We start from the raw sequence: 16,844 nt of genomic DNA on the forward strand, positions 1-16,844 counted from the left end.
AACATGGAGGATTTTGCTGTCGGCGATGTTGTAGAAGCTCTTGATGACACCATTCGTGGAGTCGTTGTACACATAGCCGTCAATGAAATTACCATCGAAGATAAGGACGGTTTTCCCTTCAGCTATGCTCCCAACGAACTAGTAAAGGTTTCAGGTGGAATCACAGTGTCCAATGATGAGGTGACCCAAGTAAAAATGGAAAAAGAGCTTCCTGGTAAACCAACAAGAAAGGTTCCAAAGCCTAAGGAAAGGAATGCCCCAAAAATGGAAGTGGATTTGCACATAAACCAGTTGGTCAGATCATCAAAGGGCATGACCAACCATGAAATTTTAAACCTCCAGTTGGATACGGCCAAACATCAACTGGAATTTGCTATACGCCAGCGCATCCAAAAGGTAGTCTTTATCCATGGTGTAGGAGAGGGGGTATTACGCGAAGAGCTTAACTATTTATTCGGACGGTATGGAAATGTGAAGTATTATGATGCGGACTATAAAAAATATGGACTGGGCGCTACTGAGGTTTTCATTCTTCAGAATTACTGATCGGTAGTTACCAAGGTTCCGAATGTCATGGTTTCAATTTCTTCCAAAGTAACATCATTACTTTCATCGGTATCTCTTTTCAATAGCAAGGAAAGACCATCCAAAGTTATGGTGTGCGTATAGCTGACAATTCCATCGGCATTTGGTTCACTTGCCGTAGTAGACACCTTAATCGCCCCATCTATAGAGCTAAAATCTCCAACGATCATTTCTTGGGTAATTGAAGTGGAACAAGCCATGTCAGCTGTCGCTAATACGTTCAAAACGGTGTTTTTAAACTGCGACTGTGTTGTGGTTTTTAAGCTATCTATTCTGGGGGTTTCACCTGTTGGCGAATTCGCAAATAGACTTGTGGGTGCATCCAAGGAGATAAACTCATCGTTAAGCAATTTGTAGAGACGGACAAAGTTGTCCGTTGGCGGGGTCCCGCAAATGGAAATAGCAATATTGCCGTAATTTGAAAATGGGACCTCCAAACTAGGACTGTTAGAGGTTGAGGTATTAAAATCGCCATATTCCAAAATAGAGGTATCCGTCAGCCGTTCTCCACTATCATTGGTAAGGGAAAGGTCGCTAATAGTAATATTATGATTGTATATTTTGTCTCCGGCCGTTACACTGGAAACATTGGTTAGTATGGTAATTTCTCCTCCTGTAGCGAAGTTTTCGGCCAAAACGGTAGGTTCCAAAGGTGGTACGGCATCACAAAAATAACTTTCGCTTACATCATCTGTAAACAATCTATACAAAAGTTGAGGAGTTCCAGTAGTACTAATACTACTTGTGATCGACCCGTCCAAGGAGGTAGTATTTTCCAATAGCCCGCCGTTAAGGGTCAAAAGTAGTGCCTCGTCCCCATCAGTCTTAAAGAAAAAAGTGGTCTCGGTAGCATCATCCACATTGTTACAGGAATCAATACCCACATCATCGAAGTTAACCGCTTCAATCTGTAGGTCGCCATCATCACAGGAACAAAGCATTGCCAAAAAACTCAAAAATAAGACTCGTTTCATGGCCCAAATGTAAATGAAATATGTCATAAGTTTGTTCCACTTTGACTAGAAATTAACTTTAAATCGGTTAATTTTGGCAAGTTTAATCCAAATAGATTTTTAATGGAAAAGGTGTATCTGGACAATGCGGCCACTACCCAGGTAAGGAGTAGCGTAATCCATAAAATGCAGGAAGCATTGACCCAGTTTTATGGTAACCCTTCTTCTACCCATAGCTTTGGGAGGTCTGCCAAAACGGTGGTGGAGACTGCCCGAAAAACTATCGCCAAATACATGAATGCACATCCCTCGGAAATCATTTTCACATCGGGGGGTACCGAGGCGGACAATATGATCTTGCGCAGCGCTGTGCGCGATTTGGGGGTTACTACCATTATCACTTCCAAGATTGAACACCATGCAGTACTTCATACTGCCCAGGATTTGGAAAGGCAGGAGGGAATTAATCTGCGGTTTATTGATTTGGACGAATGGGGTAACCCTAAGCTTTCACATTTGGGGAAGCTGTTGCAAGAGGACGATACCAAAAAATTGGTAAGCCTTATGCATGTGAACAATGAAATTGGCAATAAAATAGCCATCGCAGAAATTTGTGGCCTATGTAAGAAACATGGTGCCTTTTTTCACTCGGACACGGTACAATCCATTGGCCACTATCCTTGGGACGTGGAGGAAACTCAGGTTGATTTCCTTACCGCGGCGGCACATAAGTTTCATGGTCCAAAGGGTATCGGGTTTGCTTTTTTACGTAAAAATTCCGGTTTAAAGCCCTTAATTTCAGGAGGTTCCCAAGAGCGAGGTTTTAGGGCGGGGACAGAATCGTTTCATAATATCGTTGGACTGCAGGAAGCCTTTATTTCCGCCTATGATAACTTAGAAAAGGAACAAGCTTACATAACCGAATTAAAAAAGTATTTCCTGGAAAGCATACAAAGGGAAATTCCCGAGATTCAGTTCAACGGTCTTTCCGGGGATTTGGAAAAAAGTACCTATACATTGGTCAGTGTACGTTTGCCTATAGATGCCGATAAGGCACTGCTTCTCCTGTTTCATTTGGATATCAAAGGCATCGCTTGTTCCAAAGGAAGTGCATGCCAATCCGGTAGTGACATGGGATCCCATGTACTTTCCGAAATATTGCCCGAAGAGGAGCTGAACAAGCCTTCGCTTCGCTTTTCATTTTCCAAATACAACACCCGGGAAGAGCTTGATTATGCCATTGAAGTTTTAAAGGATTTTATCGCGAGTTAGTTTTTACCTTTTTTCTATCCCTTCTTTTTTCGCGATCATAAGGAAACTTTCGCGCTGCCAGCTTCATCATCCTATCAATGAGATCGTTGGTGTTTTTGCCCGATTTCTTATTGATTTTTTTTTCATATTTCCACAACAACTTACCGGTTCTTCCATCACTTATCTTTACACCGATCCTTCCATAATCGGCATCGCCCAAAAAGTAATCTATCAAGCTGAATCCTTCGGGTATGCCCTTGGAAAGCAATATATTCAGATCCAGACTCCCACTAATAATTCCATCCACGCCAAGTAATTCACTTAATTGTTTGGTAGTGTATACATCTATGTTGGCATAGGAAACGTTGTTTTGGGACAATAAGGCATTGGTGTTTTTTATGTTTTGAAACTCTACGGAGAACTTTTTCTTTTTCTTCCGTTGGGAAAAGTAGGTTTCCAGGGCATTTTGCACGGCGTAGCCTTCTTTTTCTTCCAGTTTTTTCAACTCATCCCTAGAGATCTCCTCCTTTAAGTCCAATTTGGTAATAAAAGGTACAATGGCAAGGACCTGATGTCCATCGCTTAGAGCATCGAACTTATCGCTCTCATAAATGTTTTTCTGAGCATATAGAAAGGTGGAGGCAAGAAGTAGTGTAGCAAAAAGGACGTTCCTCATAAATTAAAAAAAAATATCATAATCTTATTGAATGGTTAAAAACCCATACTTAGGCGTAGGTTCAAAACCCGTGCGGTCATAAAATTCGGTACGGCAAACTGCTGTTTACTGTCCACATCCCTGACCCAAGTATTGGTAATTGAGTTTTGGTTGTTAAAAAGGTTGAATACCTCAAACCCAACACTCAACTCCTTAAAACTATATAACCAATGGTCTTTTGGGTATCTTTTATCCGCGTTTACAAAAATATGGGAAATTCCCAGATCTGCCCTTCTATAATCTCTTAATCTATTCTGAAAAACATAGGGATCGGCATAGCTTGGAGAGCCTCCCGGTAACCCGGTATTGTAAACCAAGTTCAAATACATTCTTAAGTTAGGGATGTCCGGGATGTAATCTTGGAACAAAACCCCTAATTTTAAACGTTGGTCAGTAGGTCTGGAAATATAGCCTCTATCATTTATATTCTCCTCCGTTTTAAGATAACCGATACTTACCCAAGATTCTGTTCCTGGAACAAAAGCGCCACTCATTCTTAGTTCTCCACCATAGACGTATGCTTTTGCACTATTGTTTGCCCTATAACGGATACGAACATCCTCTAAGGTATACGGATTTACATTGTCCAGCTTTTTATAATACCCCTCTCCTATAAGGGTAAAAGGTCGGTTCCATAGGGTAAAGCTATATTCATTGCCCACAACTACATGAAGCGATTTCTGGGCCTTTACTTCTGGTCGTACAATACCGGAGCTATCCCTTAACTCCCTATAAAAAGGGGGTTGTTGATATATCCCTCCCGATATTCTAAAGAGTATATCCTTTTCCCAATTGGGTTTTATCGCCAATTGCGCTCTTGGGCTAAAAATGGTATGGGATATCTTGGCCAAGTTGGTCCCGCTAACCGTCCAGTGCTGAGAACGTATTCCGATGTTGTAGTAAATATCATTACCTTTCCATGCTTTCCGGTCGCTTAATTGAATGAAACCTGAAAAACGATTGGTCTTCACGAAATTCCGGGAATTTATTCCCTCAAAGGGCACTAAGGGAGCTGTAAAGGGTTCCCCAGGTTCATTATTGTTGAATTCTGGAAAGGGAGGACGTACAGAAAACCCAGCGGAGTCTATAAACTCGGATTCCCTTAATTGGTCCCTAATATCCTCGTGTGTGTATTTAAGGCCCCATTCCAATGCTCTTTCATTATGCGCGTATTTGCCCTTGTGTGAAATATTTAAGATAAGCGCGTCCAAATCGTTTCTGGCCCTGTTAATTTGTGAACCCAAACCTCTGGATGAGGTTACCTCTCCCAAGGTCTCGCTGCCAAGATTGGTATCTATTTCACCTAGTTCATATTGGGCTATTACATCCGAGTATTCTTCCTCCGTAGTATGGTAAATGGATGAAATAAGTTTTAGATTCACTTTATCGTTCAGGAAATAATCGCCCTTTAAGGCGGCCAATTGTGTATTGTAGGTATTGTTTTCCCTACCTTGATAGAAAACGACAAGTGCTCTGGGATCGTTCAAGGTTCCGAAATTAGTCTGCCGGTTCAAAGGCTCATTTTGATAATCGTTCAAGGAAATGTTGCCTAGGAAACCTAACTGGAATTTCTTTGAAAAATTATAGGTCATATAGCTCTGTATATCGGCAAAAACTGGATTAAAATTGGTATTGGTCTGCTGGCTATTTACAAGAAGGCTATTGTTGCGATAACGAACACCGGAGATACTCGTGAAATTTTTGTTTTTGGAAACGGTTTCCACCACGGCACTTGCCCCCAGGAAACTTAAATCCAATTGTATGCCAAAGTTGACCGGGTTTTTGTAAGTGATGTCCAATACCGAAGATAGTTTATCTCCGTATTTTGCTTGAAATCCACCGGGTGAGAACCTAACGTCCTTTGCCATATCGCTATTTACAAAACTTAAGCCTTCCTGTTGCGCCGATCGGATAAGAAAAGGACGGTACACCTCTATTTCATTAATGTAAACCAGGTTTTCATCATAATTTCCACCACGTACGGAATATTGAGTGCTCAACTCGTTGTTGGAGGAAACTCCAGGCAGTAGTTTTAAGATATTTTCTACTCCCGCATTGGCTCCTGGTATTTTTCGTAATTCCTGTGGAGCTATTACGGCAATACCTTCTACACTTTTCCTACCGGTGGGGGTAACGGTAATTCCGTCAATTTGAATAGCGTCCACCTTCATTATCGGATTAAACTCATATGTCTCGTTGGTGATAAGTATCAAATCCTTGAGAATAACACTTTTATGCCCTAAATGCGAAAAAGTAATCGTTGTTTTTTCATCCGCTACAATTTCTAACAAGTAAAACCCATTTGCATCGGAAAATGTACCTGTTCTGCCAGAAGAAATATTTACATTGGAAAGCGGTACCTTCCTTTCATCCAAAATTACGCCCGTAATAGTGGCAGTCTGTGCATTTGCGAAAAAGGCAAGACAGAATATCAGAAGTGCAGGAATGTACTTTAGGCATTTCAAACCCTTTACTTTCTATAAAATGTTGTTGATAAGGTACTACTGTTTCCGACATTGTCGGTTACCACAACCTTCAGCTCACACTGCTTTTTGTCCAGAATGACATCATCAAAATTATACGTTATGGTTTTGGTTTTGGGTTCATATTCCATTAAGATCCATTCACCGTTCAAGGTGGCCGAATAAGAATCGATACCACTCAGATCGTCCGTAATGTACAAGCTTAGGTAGCGGTAATTGTTGAGCCACTGCTTTGCTTTAAAATTCTTGGTCCGGATTTTTGGGGCCACGGTGTCCTTGGCCAAGGTGTAAGTACCTAGATTTCGCGTTCTGGCGGTAAACACGTCCCCTCTTTTATAGGTAGAAGTGTAATTGGGCTTAAGCTTCTTGTCCAGACGTGCTATAAACAGCTGTTTGCGCTCGTTTTCGGAATATTTTGAAGTATCAAAGGTTATCGTAAAATTGCGGTGGGCAGGAACAGTGTTGTTGTGGATTTTAACCGTATCCTCACCTTTTTCCAAATCCAAATAAAAATCCTCGTAAAACGTATTCGATGGAAAATACACCTTGGCTGCCCCCAAATCATAATTATTCGGTTTTTTGGCAATTACATAATAGTCGGTCTTTTTTTCTTCCCGTTCCTTTTTTATCGCTTCTTTTTTGCCTTCTACTGGAATACGTAATTTAACCAGATTACCTTCAAAATCTTTGATAAGCAACTCAACATTATAACTTAGGCCTTCCCTAACCACGATCTTTCCATCGTTATGAAGGGTGTTATATATACTAAGCCGATTCCCAGGAGATTTAAAGGATTTCTGAATACGTTGTTTGTATTTTCCAAAGTGATGGTAGTCGATCAATGTATTGATATACCGGGTTTCGGAAAATGAGAATTTCTCAAAACTATAGTCAGAATATATCTTTCCATTTACCAATTGTTGTACTGAGTAGACCCCGTTTTTATTGGCTGCCATATCTTGTCTGTCATGTCCAACAAAACCAAAACCGATGGTGCCTGCAGCCCGAACCTTATCCGCAAGGAAAGTACCGTCCCTCTGTTTTGAAAAATTGATTTGTATTTTATTCTGACTTTGGTTTATTTGGGCGTCTTTGGAGAGCGGAAACCCATAAAGTTTTAATAATGTTGGGTTGGTGGCGTCCCTTACCTCGTAACCGTACAATAAGGGATTTGTAGGTTTTTCCGAGATACTGCTCCGTATTTCAAAATGGAGGTGGGGACCGGAAGACCCACCGGTATTACCGCTATAGGCGATTACTTCCCCTTTCGCTACCTTAAGTTCCCCATAGTCCGGAAACACTTCCACCTCATAGGATCTTTTTTGGTATTGTATTTTTTTGATGTACTCCTCCAGATTGGGCGAAAATTTTTGGAGATGCGCGTAAACCGAAGTATATCCGTTGGGGTGCGCCACATAGATTGCCTTTCCATACCCCCAATGTGATATTTTAATGCGTGTAACGCTTCCATCCCCAATGGTGTAAATAGGAAGACCTTGCCGTTGTTGTGTCTTTATGTCGATACCCGCATGAAAGTGATTCGAACGCAATTCCCCAAAAGTTCCTGCCAAGATCAGGGGAATACCCATGGGTGATCCAAAAGCCCCTTTGGGATAGTTTTCCTGTCCCCATGTGGTCATATAATTTAGCAAGAGTACCCCTAAAACAACTTTTCGCATAACGTAAATATGTGGGTACGAAAGTAATTAATCACTTTGAATCCCTGAAAGTGGATTGATCCAAATATAGACCTGCCATAGTACTCAACGATTTATCCTCAATTAAAGTATTGCTTCAAGAATAATTGAAAAAAGTATTGCTAAGTCGTTAGATGTATGTTAACTTTGTGTAACATGCATTGAATAGCTACATGAGCGAATTGGTACAAATTGTTGATTCCTTGGAGAACAAAATTAGCAAGTTGTTACACAAAATGGAATTACTCCAACAGGCCAATTCAAAGCTTGAAAATGAATTGATGGCGGTAAAAAGCGATAGGGACAGTACACTGGATTCAGTCGCGGAGTGGCAGGAAAAATACAATTCGCTAAAACTCGCTAATTCAATGCTGGGCAGTAATACAAATAAAACAGAAGCTAAGCTTAAGATAAACACATTGATCAGGGAGTTGGATCATTGTATAGCCCAGCTCTCGGAATAATGCTTAAAAATTATAATGCAGGAAAGGTTAAAGATCAAACTTTCAATTGCAGATAGGGTATATCCCTTAACAATTGATCCTTCCCAGGAAGAAGGATTGCGGAAAGCAGCCAAGAATATTGAACAATTGGCCAAAAAGTTTGAGCAAAACTATGCTGTTAGGGATAAACAAGATGTGCTGGCCATGTGCGCACTGCAGTTTGCTTCAAAAATAGAGCAAGGTGGCATTGACCAGTCAGAAGGGGCCAAAAAGGCCAAAGAACGCCTAAGGGCGTTGGATGATCTTGTTAATTCCAAACTAAGCTTAAAATAAGTTCTTTTAAATATATAGTTACTGCCCACATTGGTATTATCTTTTGACGAACTCAACACTAATTTGTTTGAAAAGGGTGAGTTTAGGTTGTAAAAGCAGGCCTTACTAGTATAAGGATCCTTGAGCAGTCTGTTAGCCCTAAACTTGTTTATAGGAGTTTGTACAAAACTTCTCCAATGTGGGCTTTTTTTATGGGTAAGGCCTCATTTTGATGATAGCGGAAGTATTCATCAAAATTATTGGTCGCATTAATTTCGCTGCTGGGCGAAATCTGTTTGTACAAGCAGATTAATAATTTTAATTTTCGATAATATGGAAAGCACTATAGCAATAATAACTGGAATCATTGGACTTATTGTAGGCTTTGTCATTGCCAAGTTTATGGAGAAGGGCAAGGCTTCAAAGACCATAACAAATGCCAAAAGAGAAGCGGCATCAATTATCAAGGGTGCTAAATTGGAAGGGGAGACTACTAAAAAGGATAAGATTTTCCAGGCCAAGGAAAAGTTCTTGGAGCTTAAGGCAGAACATGAAAAGGTCATTATCAATAAAAACAAAAAAATTGGAGAAGCGGAGAAGAGAACCCGTGACAAAGAGTCTCAGATAAGCAATGAGTTGGCACGGAACAAAAAGCTGAACGAGCAACTTGAAAGGAAAATAAAGGATGTGGATCATAAGACCGAGTTCTATGAAAAAAAACAATCCGAGCTTGAAAAATTGCATAAAAGCCAAGTACAGCAATTAGAGGTTATTTCCGGTCTCTCTGCCGAAGAAGCTAGGAGCCAATTGTTGGAATCCCTTAAAGAAACTGCCAAGACTGACGCTATGGCCTATATGCAAACCACTTTGGAGGAAGCCAAATTAACGGCGCAGCAAGAAGCGAAAAAGATTGTGATAAATACGATTCAGCGCATAGGTACGGAGGAAGCGGTAGAAAATTGTGTTTCCGTTTTTAACTTGGAATCCGATGATGTAAAAGGTCGGATTATTGGTAGGGAAGGTAGGAACATTAGGGCCTTGGAATCGGCTACCGGTGTAGAAATTATTGTAGATGATACCCCAGAAGCTATTATCTTGTCTTGTTTTGATTCCGTACGTCGAGAAGTAGCAAGGCTGTCCCTGCACAAATTGGTTACGGATGGCCGTATACATCCTGCACGTATCGAGGAAATCGTAAAAAAGACGGAAAAACAAATAGAACAGGAAATCGTAGAAGTAGGTAAACGTACAGTTATTGACTTAGGTATACATGGGTTGCACCCCGAGTTAATAAGAGCAGTGGGAAGAATGAAATACCGATCCTCCTACGGTCAGAATTTATTACAGCATTCCAGGGAGGTTGCCAAGCTGTGCGGCGTAATGGCAGCTGAATTGGGTCTCAATCCAAAATTGGCCAAACGAGCTGGACTCTTACATGATATTGGCAAAGTACCCAATACCGAAGCAGAAGTGGAGACACCACATGCCATTTTAGGAATGCAATGGGCCGATAAGTTTGGCGAAAAGCCAGATGTTTGCAATGCCATAGGTGCCCACCATGACGAGATTGAAATGAAGACCCTTATTTCTCCCATAGTTCAGGTCTGCGATGCCATTAGTGGGGCAAGACCCGGTGCACGAAGGCAAGTTTTGGATTCTTACATACAGCGACTCAAGGATTTGGAAGACATTGCCTTCGGTTTTGGAGGTGTCCAAAAAGCCTATGCCATACAAGCAGGTAGAGAGCTTCGCGTAATCGTGGAAAGTGAAAAAGTGAGTGATGATAAAGCGGCACAGTTGTCTTTTGAGATTTCACAAAAAATTCAAACGGATATGACTTATCCAGGACAAGTGAAGATAACCGTAATTCGGGAAACCCGATCCGTGAACGTTGCCAAATAGGATTTACGGCCTATGATTAAGGAAGTCCCTGGAAAAGTGTCTTTTCTTTCCTTATCGGACGCTAATCGGAAAAAGTAAGTACGGGTTGAATCTGCACCAGAAACCTTTATAACTTTTCCAAGTTCACATTACTTGAGATTTTCTCTTTTGTGAAGCTACGGGACGATTTGTTCTAAACCTAAAAGTCTCTATCCAATAAAAAGCTTTTTAGAACATATCTGAAACAAATTATTCCCTTTTCATAATGTTGGAATACGCCTCAAACTTTGCAAAAATATTGTCTTGCTCTTCAAGGTTCAATGACTTTTATCATACTTTTTGGGGGTTTTGAATTCTATCTTTAAAATGATTTTTAAACCCGAAGAGATGAAAAAGCAAACACCCGTATCGGTAATAATGACTAGGAACGTTATTACCCTGAACAATGCAGATAATTTGGAAACTGCGGAACTTCTTTTCAAAAAGCACCGTATTCGCCATATTCCAGTAGTATCTGGAGAAAAGATTATAGGAATGTTAAGCTATACCGACCTTTTGCGGATCAGCTTCGCCGATGCCGTTGACGAAGATGAAGAATCCGTAGAAACCATGGTCTACAATATGTTTACCATTGGGCAGGTAATGGCTAAAACCTTGATCAGTGTTCCGTCAACAGCTTCTGTACAGGAGGTTGCGGAAATCCTGTCGGATAGGGAATTTCATGCGATTCCCGTGGTGGATGATGGAAAATTGGTGGGAATAGTTACAACCACAGATTTGATCAATTATTTGCTCGAGCAGTTTTAAGGGGCTCTTCCGAATTTTTTGCTGAACATTGGATGAAGAAGTATCCTTGCGAAACTATATTCTTTTGTAACATCACCATTATGGACTTCCAACATGTATTTTCGCACTTGATTGTCCTAAACTAAAAGGAAATACTCGAAAAGTAATCGGATTTTGCCTTTGTAATTCTTCCCGGATTTTTTTCTATAACTTTATGGGATACACTCTATATTGCTTATTAGAATTCTATCCCTAGATATAATGAATATTAAAATACTTCCCTGGGTTCCGATTATAGTTTTTGTCCTCGGAATATACACTTCATGTCAAAACAAAAAACCGAGTGTCGATTTTTCCAGTCTTTCGGAAAGTGAAAAACGGAAACCCGAAAATGCCCTGTCCTCTATGAAAGTGGCAGAGGGCCTCCAATTGGAATTGTTCGCTTGGGAACCCATGGTAACCAATCCAACCAATTTAGCTATAGATGCCAAAGGTAGAATATGGCTTTGTGAGGGTAGAAACTATAGATTGTTCGCCAATCCGGACAACGCTTATGACGACAAGGGTGATCGTATTCTAATTTTGGAAGATACTGATGGAGATGGGGTAGCGGATACGTCCAAGGTTTTTTATCAGGGACAGGATGTAAACTCGGCCTTAGGAATCGCTGTATTAGGGAATAAGGTAATAGTTTCTGTTAGCCCCAATATTTTTGTTTTTACGGATGAAGATGGTGATGATAAACCTGATTCCAAGGAAGTGCTTTTTACCGGAATAGAAGGAGAAGATAATGATCATGGCGTACATGCATTTGTTTTTGGTCCTGATGGTAGATTGTACTTTAATTTTGGAAACAATGGTAAACAATTAAGGGACAAAGACGGAAATCCCCTCAAAGATATTTATGGAAATACCATTGACAATTCCGGAAGTCCGTATCGTGAGGGTATGGCATTTCGATGTGAATTGGATGGTTCCAATATTGAGGTATTAGGTCATAATTTTAGAAATCCCTTTGAGGTTACCGTGGATTCTTATGGAGGTCTATGGCAGTCCGATAACGATGACGATGGCAATAGGGGTACCCGCATCAACTATCTGATGGAGTATGGAAATTATGGATTTAAGGATCTTTTGACCGGTGAAAATTGGCGGGAGCGTAGAACGGGTTGGCATGACGAAGTTCCAAAAAGACATTGGCATTTGAACGACCCGGGTACAGTTCCGAATATGTTGCAAACAGGTTCGGGTTCTCCTTGTGGTATCCTGGTCTATGAAGATGCCCTCTTACCCGAACAATATCATAATCAATTGATACATGCAGAACCAGGACACAATGTGGTCAGGTATTACATCGTTGAGGAAAAGGGAGCTGGGTACAGTGCTAAGACTCATGAGTTAGTAAAGAGTGCGGACGATTGGTTTAGACCGGATGATGTTGCTGTTGCTCCGGATGGATCACTTTTTATTTCAGATTGGTATGATGGTGGTGTGGGAGGCCATAAGGCGGAGGATATTGCCCAAGGCAGGGTTTATCATCTCTCGGTTAAAGATAGATATGAACCTACTAAATTCGATTTTAAAACGGGAAAAGGAGCCAAAGCCGCGTTGCTCTCGGATAACATGGACGTATTTTATCGAGGATGGCAGAAGTTGCATTCCATGCAAGAGGAGGCCGAACCCATTTTAGAGGAGCTTATTGACCAGGGAGGTACTGCAAAGGCAAGAGCATTATGGCTTGGTGCCCAAATCGGTTCCAAGACAGATGATTATGTGGAATTGGCACTTTCGGACACGGATTACAAATACAGAGTACAGGGTATCCGCATAGCACGGTATCTCTTAAAGAATAAATTGGAGGCCTATCTAAGTCAAATGGTGAACGATAGTTCTATGCAGGTTAGGAGGGAGGTCGCCATTGCATTGCGGCATTTAGGAACACCAAAAGCAGCTGAACTTTGGGCGGAACTTGCGAGAAAATATCAGGGCGGTGACCGCTGGTACTTGGAAGCCTTGGGGATTGGGTCGGATATCTATCCCAATCTGTACTTTAATACTTGGAAATCTGCCATAGGAGCTGATTGGAAAAATCTTGCCGGCCAGGAAATCGTATGGCGTACAAGAGCGGATGCCTCCGTTCCGATGCTTTCGGAGATGATTCGGGACAAGGAGGTGTCCAGGGAAATTCTACCCTCCTATTTCAGGGCATTCGCTTTTAAAGAACATCCTCGAAAGAACCATTTAATATTGGGTCTTTTGAGGACCGAGCATCCATTACACAATCAAATTAGTGCGTTGGCCATTGGACAGCTTGATGAGGACTTCGTCAATAGTTCTAGAAAACATATAGGGATCGTCAAAAGTGTTCTGCCCAAAATTGAAGGCACGGCAGAGTGGTTAATGGCCGTTAAAAACCTAGGCCTAAAAGATCAAAATAAACCTTTATTACGTTTGGTGTCCAATTCGGAGGCGGATGGGGATTTGCGGAAGGAGGCGGCCGGAGTGTTGTTTGATTATGGAGGTAGGAAAATGATAATGGGTCATTTGAAATCCGGTATGGAAGAGTCAAAAAAGATGGAGCTTCTCGGTATAATTGGAAATATCAATAATTCTTCGGCAATTGAAATGTTGGTGGAAAGTCTGGATGAGGAAGAGTTTGACGGGCCTCTAAAAAAAAGGGTTGTGGAAGGTTTGGGAAATACATGGGAAGGACGGCATAAATTGTATGAAATGCTTCAGAACAATGATTTGGCCAAGGCGTATAAAACAACCGCGGTACTTAAACTGATGAACAGTTGGGACGCTGAAATTCGTGCCAACGCACCAAAGTATTTGACCGGGGATGGAACAGGCGAGTGGAATATCGAAACGCTGATCGAACAAAAAGGAGATGCATTGGCGGGCGAGGAAATTTACGGAACCTATTGTAGTTCATGTCATAGGGCCGGTACCACGGGAATAGAATTTGGACCTGCCTTGACGGACATAGGAAATAAACTTTCCAGGCAGTCCTTATACTCCAGTATTATCTATCCAAGTGCGGGAATCAATTTTGGATATGAAGGATATACCGCTAAAATGAAAGATGGCAAGACCTATGTTGGATATATCCTAAGCCAGACGGAAGACGAACTCACCTTAAAAATGATGGGGGGGACCCGGAAGACCATTCAATTGGCCAATATCAAAAAATTGGAAGCCATGGATCAATCCCTTATGACACAGGGGCTACACAAAGTAATGTCCCAAGAGGATCTAATAAATCTTGTTGAATTTTTAACAACTCTAAAAGTTGAGGAGGAAATTGTGGCATCCAATTAATATGATGCCTTGCCCTAAGGGAATTTAGGTAGGAAATCATTTAGGAATAGATGTTACAAGAATGTTCCGCAATCCCTGGGCTTAATCCTGAAATCAATAAATGCTAAACATGTATTGGATTCAGTTTTTCATTTTCTTTTTTACCGTAATAGGGATATCCTTGGTTCCGGCGTAAAAGACAATAATCTCTGCAGGTTCTGTGCCCTCGTTTTCCCCATAGTGAATGGTATTTACCAATTCCACAATGGGGTCGCCTGCTTTTAGATATAGTTTATTATTGTTTTCATCCACCACGGTTAGTTCTCCACTTAGTAATACTCCTGCATTAATAACAAGATGTTCGTGAGGGGGAAGTTTGGTTTTTGGAGGAATGGTGAATTTTAAGATTTTCACATTGGGTTGGCCATCTGGATATTTAGGAAGTTTATTTCCATCCCAACTCGTATCGGTATCCATCAAAGTAAGCACCTCAATTTTCCCCGAGCTTTCATTACGACAGGAGAGCATTATACCTATACAAAATAAAAGGGTCAAAGCTTTTGCCATATCATTTCAAAATTATGATGAAATACTAAACCCTGGTAAACCGGGTAATAACATTACGCTGTTGTGGAAATTGTGATAGCAACCTTTGCCGATCCCCAAGGATAAAATCCTTAAAATCGAATCCTGGCGAAACGGTACATCCCACTAAAGAATATGCCCCTTTACTAAAGGTTTCTGCAGCGAACCAATACCCTCCTGGCACAACGAACTGAGGTAGCTCTCCTTTATTAAAATCATTACCAATTCGTACTTTGGAGTAATCGCCATTTGGTGAAATCATGTGCAATTCTATTGGAGAGCCTTTGTAAAAGTGCCAGATTTCGTCTTGTTGAATTTTGTGAAAGGCGGAAAACGCCTTGGAAGTAAGAAGAAAATAAATGCAGGTAGCCTGGTTACGAAAACCGGAATAGGCCTTGCCCAGGTTCCTTTGGTCTATAGTACCCTCACTTCTATAGGTTTCTCTAAAATATCCACCCTCTGGATGAGGTTTCAACTCTAAATTTTCAATGATTTCTTCGATTTCCTTCATTCCGGTCTGGTGAGTCGATAACCGTTTATTACTGAGCAACGAATCCTAATTTTGTTTTGTCCGTATCCCCTCTTTCTCCATAAGTTCAAGTCCATAATTCCGTATCGTTTCTATAATAGGAATGGCTGTCCTGCCTTTGGAGGTTATGGAATATTCCACCTTGGGAGGGACAACCGGATAAACTTCCCGATGTACAAAGCCTTCCGCCTCTAATTGTCGCAATTGAGAGGTCAACATTTTGTCCGTTATATGGGGAATATCCTTGCGTAATTCGCCAAATCGCATAACCCGATTCTTTAACCGCCATAAAATGGGCATCTTCCAAGTACCGCCAATTCTATCCATAGCAAACTCTACGGGGTTATAATATAGCTTGTTGTTATATAGAAATTCTGGCATAAACCTTTATTTTAATAATACTTTCTAAAAAGTTAGTACCTCACTATTGAGTAAGTATATTGCCAAAGGTAAGTATAACGGCTAGATTTGGTCAATGAAAAAATAAAAAAATGAAAAATACAATCAAAGAAACGCAGACTTACATACACTCACACGGTATGCCGACCAAAGGCAAAATTTTAATGGTGGCTAGCAGTCCCACGATTTCAAAACAAACTGGGTGGCCCATAGGCTTTTGGGCGGCCGAGTTGACACACCCGCTACATGTTTTTCAGGAAGCTGGATATGAGGTGGAATTGGCTTCCACGGAAGGCGGTAAAGTAGAAATGGACAGCTACTCGGATCCGACAGATGCAAGTGGCTATGCTGCTCATGATGTTGTTTCACTGGGCTATTTACAATTGGATTGGTTCAACACTATGTTGGAAAACACTCAAGAATTGTCCAAGGTGGATCAGAACGATTACGATGCCATCTTCCTTGTAGGTGGCCAAGGACCCATGTATACCTATAGAGGAAACGAAGCATTGGAAAATCTTTTTACAGCATTTTATGAAACTGGAAAGCCAAGCGCAGTAGTTTGCCATGCCACTACTTTATTGTTGGAAGCCAAAACCAGCATGGGAAATCTTATTGTAGATGACAAAACCTGGACCGGATTTTCTGATGCTGAGGAAGACTATGCCGATAAGGCCGTGGGTCAAAAAATACAACCATACCGCATAGAGGAGGAGGCCCGAAAAATTTCGAATACCAACTTTAAGGTTGCGGCACCCTTTTCTTCCTACGCTATCGCAGATGGGAACTTAATTACGGGGCAACAACAAAACTCTGGTTCTGCAGCGGCAAGACTAGTTGTAGAACAATTGGACGGATAGTGATACATAATTTTAGGGTAACAGAGTCATTGTTCCAAGTGGGGCAATTTTATAAATTTACTGCC

General features: G+C 41.1%; 15 protein-coding genes and 1 other RNA gene. 9 read left to right on the plus strand and 7 right to left on the minus strand.

Annotation, left to right across the window (positions count from 1 at the left end):
• Positions 1 to 3 precede the first annotated feature (3 nt).
• Complete coding sequence (locus ACP2AF_RS12880; protein ID WP_425236559.1) at positions 4 to 546, plus strand: Smr/MutS family protein; 543 nt, start codon at positions 4 to 6, stop codon at positions 544 to 546.
• Here ACP2AF_RS12880 and ACP2AF_RS12885 read toward each other — a convergent pair.
• Positions 540 to 1,559 carry a hypothetical protein gene (locus ACP2AF_RS12885; RefSeq protein WP_425236560.1) on the minus strand — a complete coding sequence of 340 codons (1,020 nt, stop codon included), beginning with the start codon at positions 1,557 to 1,559 and terminating at the stop codon, positions 540 to 542. The genes ACP2AF_RS12880 and ACP2AF_RS12885 overlap by 7 nt on opposite strands.
• A 102-nt stretch (positions 1,560 to 1,661) precedes the next feature.
• Here ACP2AF_RS12885 and ACP2AF_RS12890 point away from each other — a divergent pair, with 102 nt between their 5' ends.
• Positions 1,662 to 2,810 carry a cysteine desulfurase family protein gene (locus ACP2AF_RS12890; RefSeq protein ID WP_425236561.1) on the plus strand — a complete coding sequence of 383 codons (1,149 nt, stop codon included), beginning with the start codon at positions 1,662 to 1,664 and terminating at the stop codon, positions 2,808 to 2,810.
• On the opposite strand, the gene ACP2AF_RS12895 is transcribed toward ACP2AF_RS12890, so the two are convergent.
• The 3 genes from ACP2AF_RS12895 to ACP2AF_RS12905 are packed head-to-tail and all read right to left on the minus strand — an operon-like array spanning position 2,797 to position 7,666.
• The gene (locus ACP2AF_RS12895) at positions 2,797 to 3,465 is read right to left on the minus strand and encodes a hypothetical protein (RefSeq protein ID WP_425236562.1); all 669 of its coding nucleotides are present in this window, start codon (positions 3,463 to 3,465) and stop codon (positions 2,797 to 2,799) included. The genes ACP2AF_RS12890 and ACP2AF_RS12895 overlap by 14 nt on opposite strands.
• A 35-nt stretch (positions 3,466 to 3,500) precedes the next feature.
• Positions 3,501 to 5,969: a TonB-dependent receptor gene (locus tag ACP2AF_RS12900; RefSeq protein WP_425236563.1), complete on the minus strand. Its 2,469-nt coding sequence runs from the start codon at positions 5,967 to 5,969 to the stop codon at positions 3,501 to 3,503.
• A 5-nt stretch (positions 5,970 to 5,974) separates the two neighbouring features.
• On the minus strand, positions 5,975 to 7,666 hold the full coding sequence (locus ACP2AF_RS12905; protein ID WP_425236564.1) for a M23 family metallopeptidase: 1,692 nt from the start codon (positions 7,664 to 7,666) through the stop codon (positions 5,975 to 5,977).
• Positions 7,667 to 7,857: 191 nt separating this feature from the next.
• Between ACP2AF_RS12905 and ACP2AF_RS12910 the strand changes: the two genes are divergently transcribed.
• The 6 genes from ACP2AF_RS12910 to ACP2AF_RS12935 all read left to right on the plus strand — a co-directional run bounded on the left by ACP2AF_RS12910 (position 7,858) and on the right by ACP2AF_RS12935 (position 14,427).
• A complete protein-coding gene (locus ACP2AF_RS12910; RefSeq protein ID WP_425236565.1) occupies positions 7,858 to 8,148 on the plus strand; it encodes a hypothetical protein in 291 nt (96 codons plus the stop codon).
• 15 nt (positions 8,149 to 8,163) lie between these two features.
• Positions 8,164 to 8,460, plus strand: coding sequence for a cell division protein ZapA (locus ACP2AF_RS12915; RefSeq protein WP_425236566.1), 297 nt, complete (start codon positions 8,164 to 8,166; stop codon positions 8,458 to 8,460).
• 50 nt (positions 8,461 to 8,510) lie between these two features.
• Positions 8,511 to 8,620, plus strand: a non-coding RNA gene (ssrS, locus tag ACP2AF_RS12920) — 6S RNA.
• Positions 8,621 to 8,772: 152 nt separating this feature from the next.
• Complete coding sequence (gene rny / locus ACP2AF_RS12925; protein WP_425236567.1) at positions 8,773 to 10,341, plus strand: ribonuclease Y; 1,569 nt, start codon at positions 8,773 to 8,775, stop codon at positions 10,339 to 10,341.
• 366 nt (positions 10,342 to 10,707) lie between these two features.
• Positions 10,708 to 11,127 (plus strand): CBS domain-containing protein, encoded by a 420-nt coding sequence (locus tag ACP2AF_RS12930; protein WP_120714376.1) that lies wholly within the window; start codon positions 10,708 to 10,710, stop codon positions 11,125 to 11,127.
• Between the two features lie 240 nt (positions 11,128 to 11,367).
• Positions 11,368 to 14,427: a PVC-type heme-binding CxxCH protein gene (locus ACP2AF_RS12935; RefSeq protein ID WP_425236568.1), complete on the plus strand. Its 3,060-nt coding sequence runs from the start codon at positions 11,368 to 11,370 to the stop codon at positions 14,425 to 14,427.
• 120 nt (positions 14,428 to 14,547) lie between these two features.
• Here the strand turns inward: ACP2AF_RS12935 and ACP2AF_RS12940 are convergent, their stop codons facing one another.
• The 3 genes from ACP2AF_RS12940 to ACP2AF_RS12950 are packed head-to-tail and all read right to left on the minus strand — an operon-like array spanning position 14,548 to position 15,901.
• A complete protein-coding gene (locus ACP2AF_RS12940) occupies positions 14,548 to 14,973 on the minus strand; it encodes a cupin domain-containing protein (RefSeq protein WP_425236569.1) in 426 nt (141 codons plus the stop codon).
• A 25-nt stretch (positions 14,974 to 14,998) separates the two neighbouring features.
• Positions 14,999 to 15,502 carry a cupin domain-containing protein gene (locus ACP2AF_RS12945; protein ID WP_425236570.1) on the minus strand — a complete coding sequence of 168 codons (504 nt, stop codon included), beginning with the start codon at positions 15,500 to 15,502 and terminating at the stop codon, positions 14,999 to 15,001.
• Positions 15,503 to 15,547: 45 nt separating this feature from the next.
• The gene (locus ACP2AF_RS12950) at positions 15,548 to 15,901 is read right to left on the minus strand and encodes a winged helix-turn-helix transcriptional regulator (RefSeq protein ID WP_425236571.1); all 354 of its coding nucleotides are present in this window, start codon (positions 15,899 to 15,901) and stop codon (positions 15,548 to 15,550) included.
• A 110-nt stretch (positions 15,902 to 16,011) separates the two neighbouring features.
• Here ACP2AF_RS12950 and ACP2AF_RS12955 point away from each other — a divergent pair, with 110 nt between their 5' ends.
• A complete protein-coding gene (locus tag ACP2AF_RS12955) occupies positions 16,012 to 16,779 on the plus strand; it encodes a type 1 glutamine amidotransferase domain-containing protein (RefSeq protein WP_425236572.1) in 768 nt (255 codons plus the stop codon).
• Positions 16,780 to 16,844: the final 65 nt, after the last annotated feature.

This window comes from Ulvibacterium sp., from assembly GCF_965248315.1.
In the GTDB taxonomy this organism is placed as follows: Bacteria; Bacteroidota; Bacteroidia; order Flavobacteriales; family Flavobacteriaceae; genus Ulvibacterium.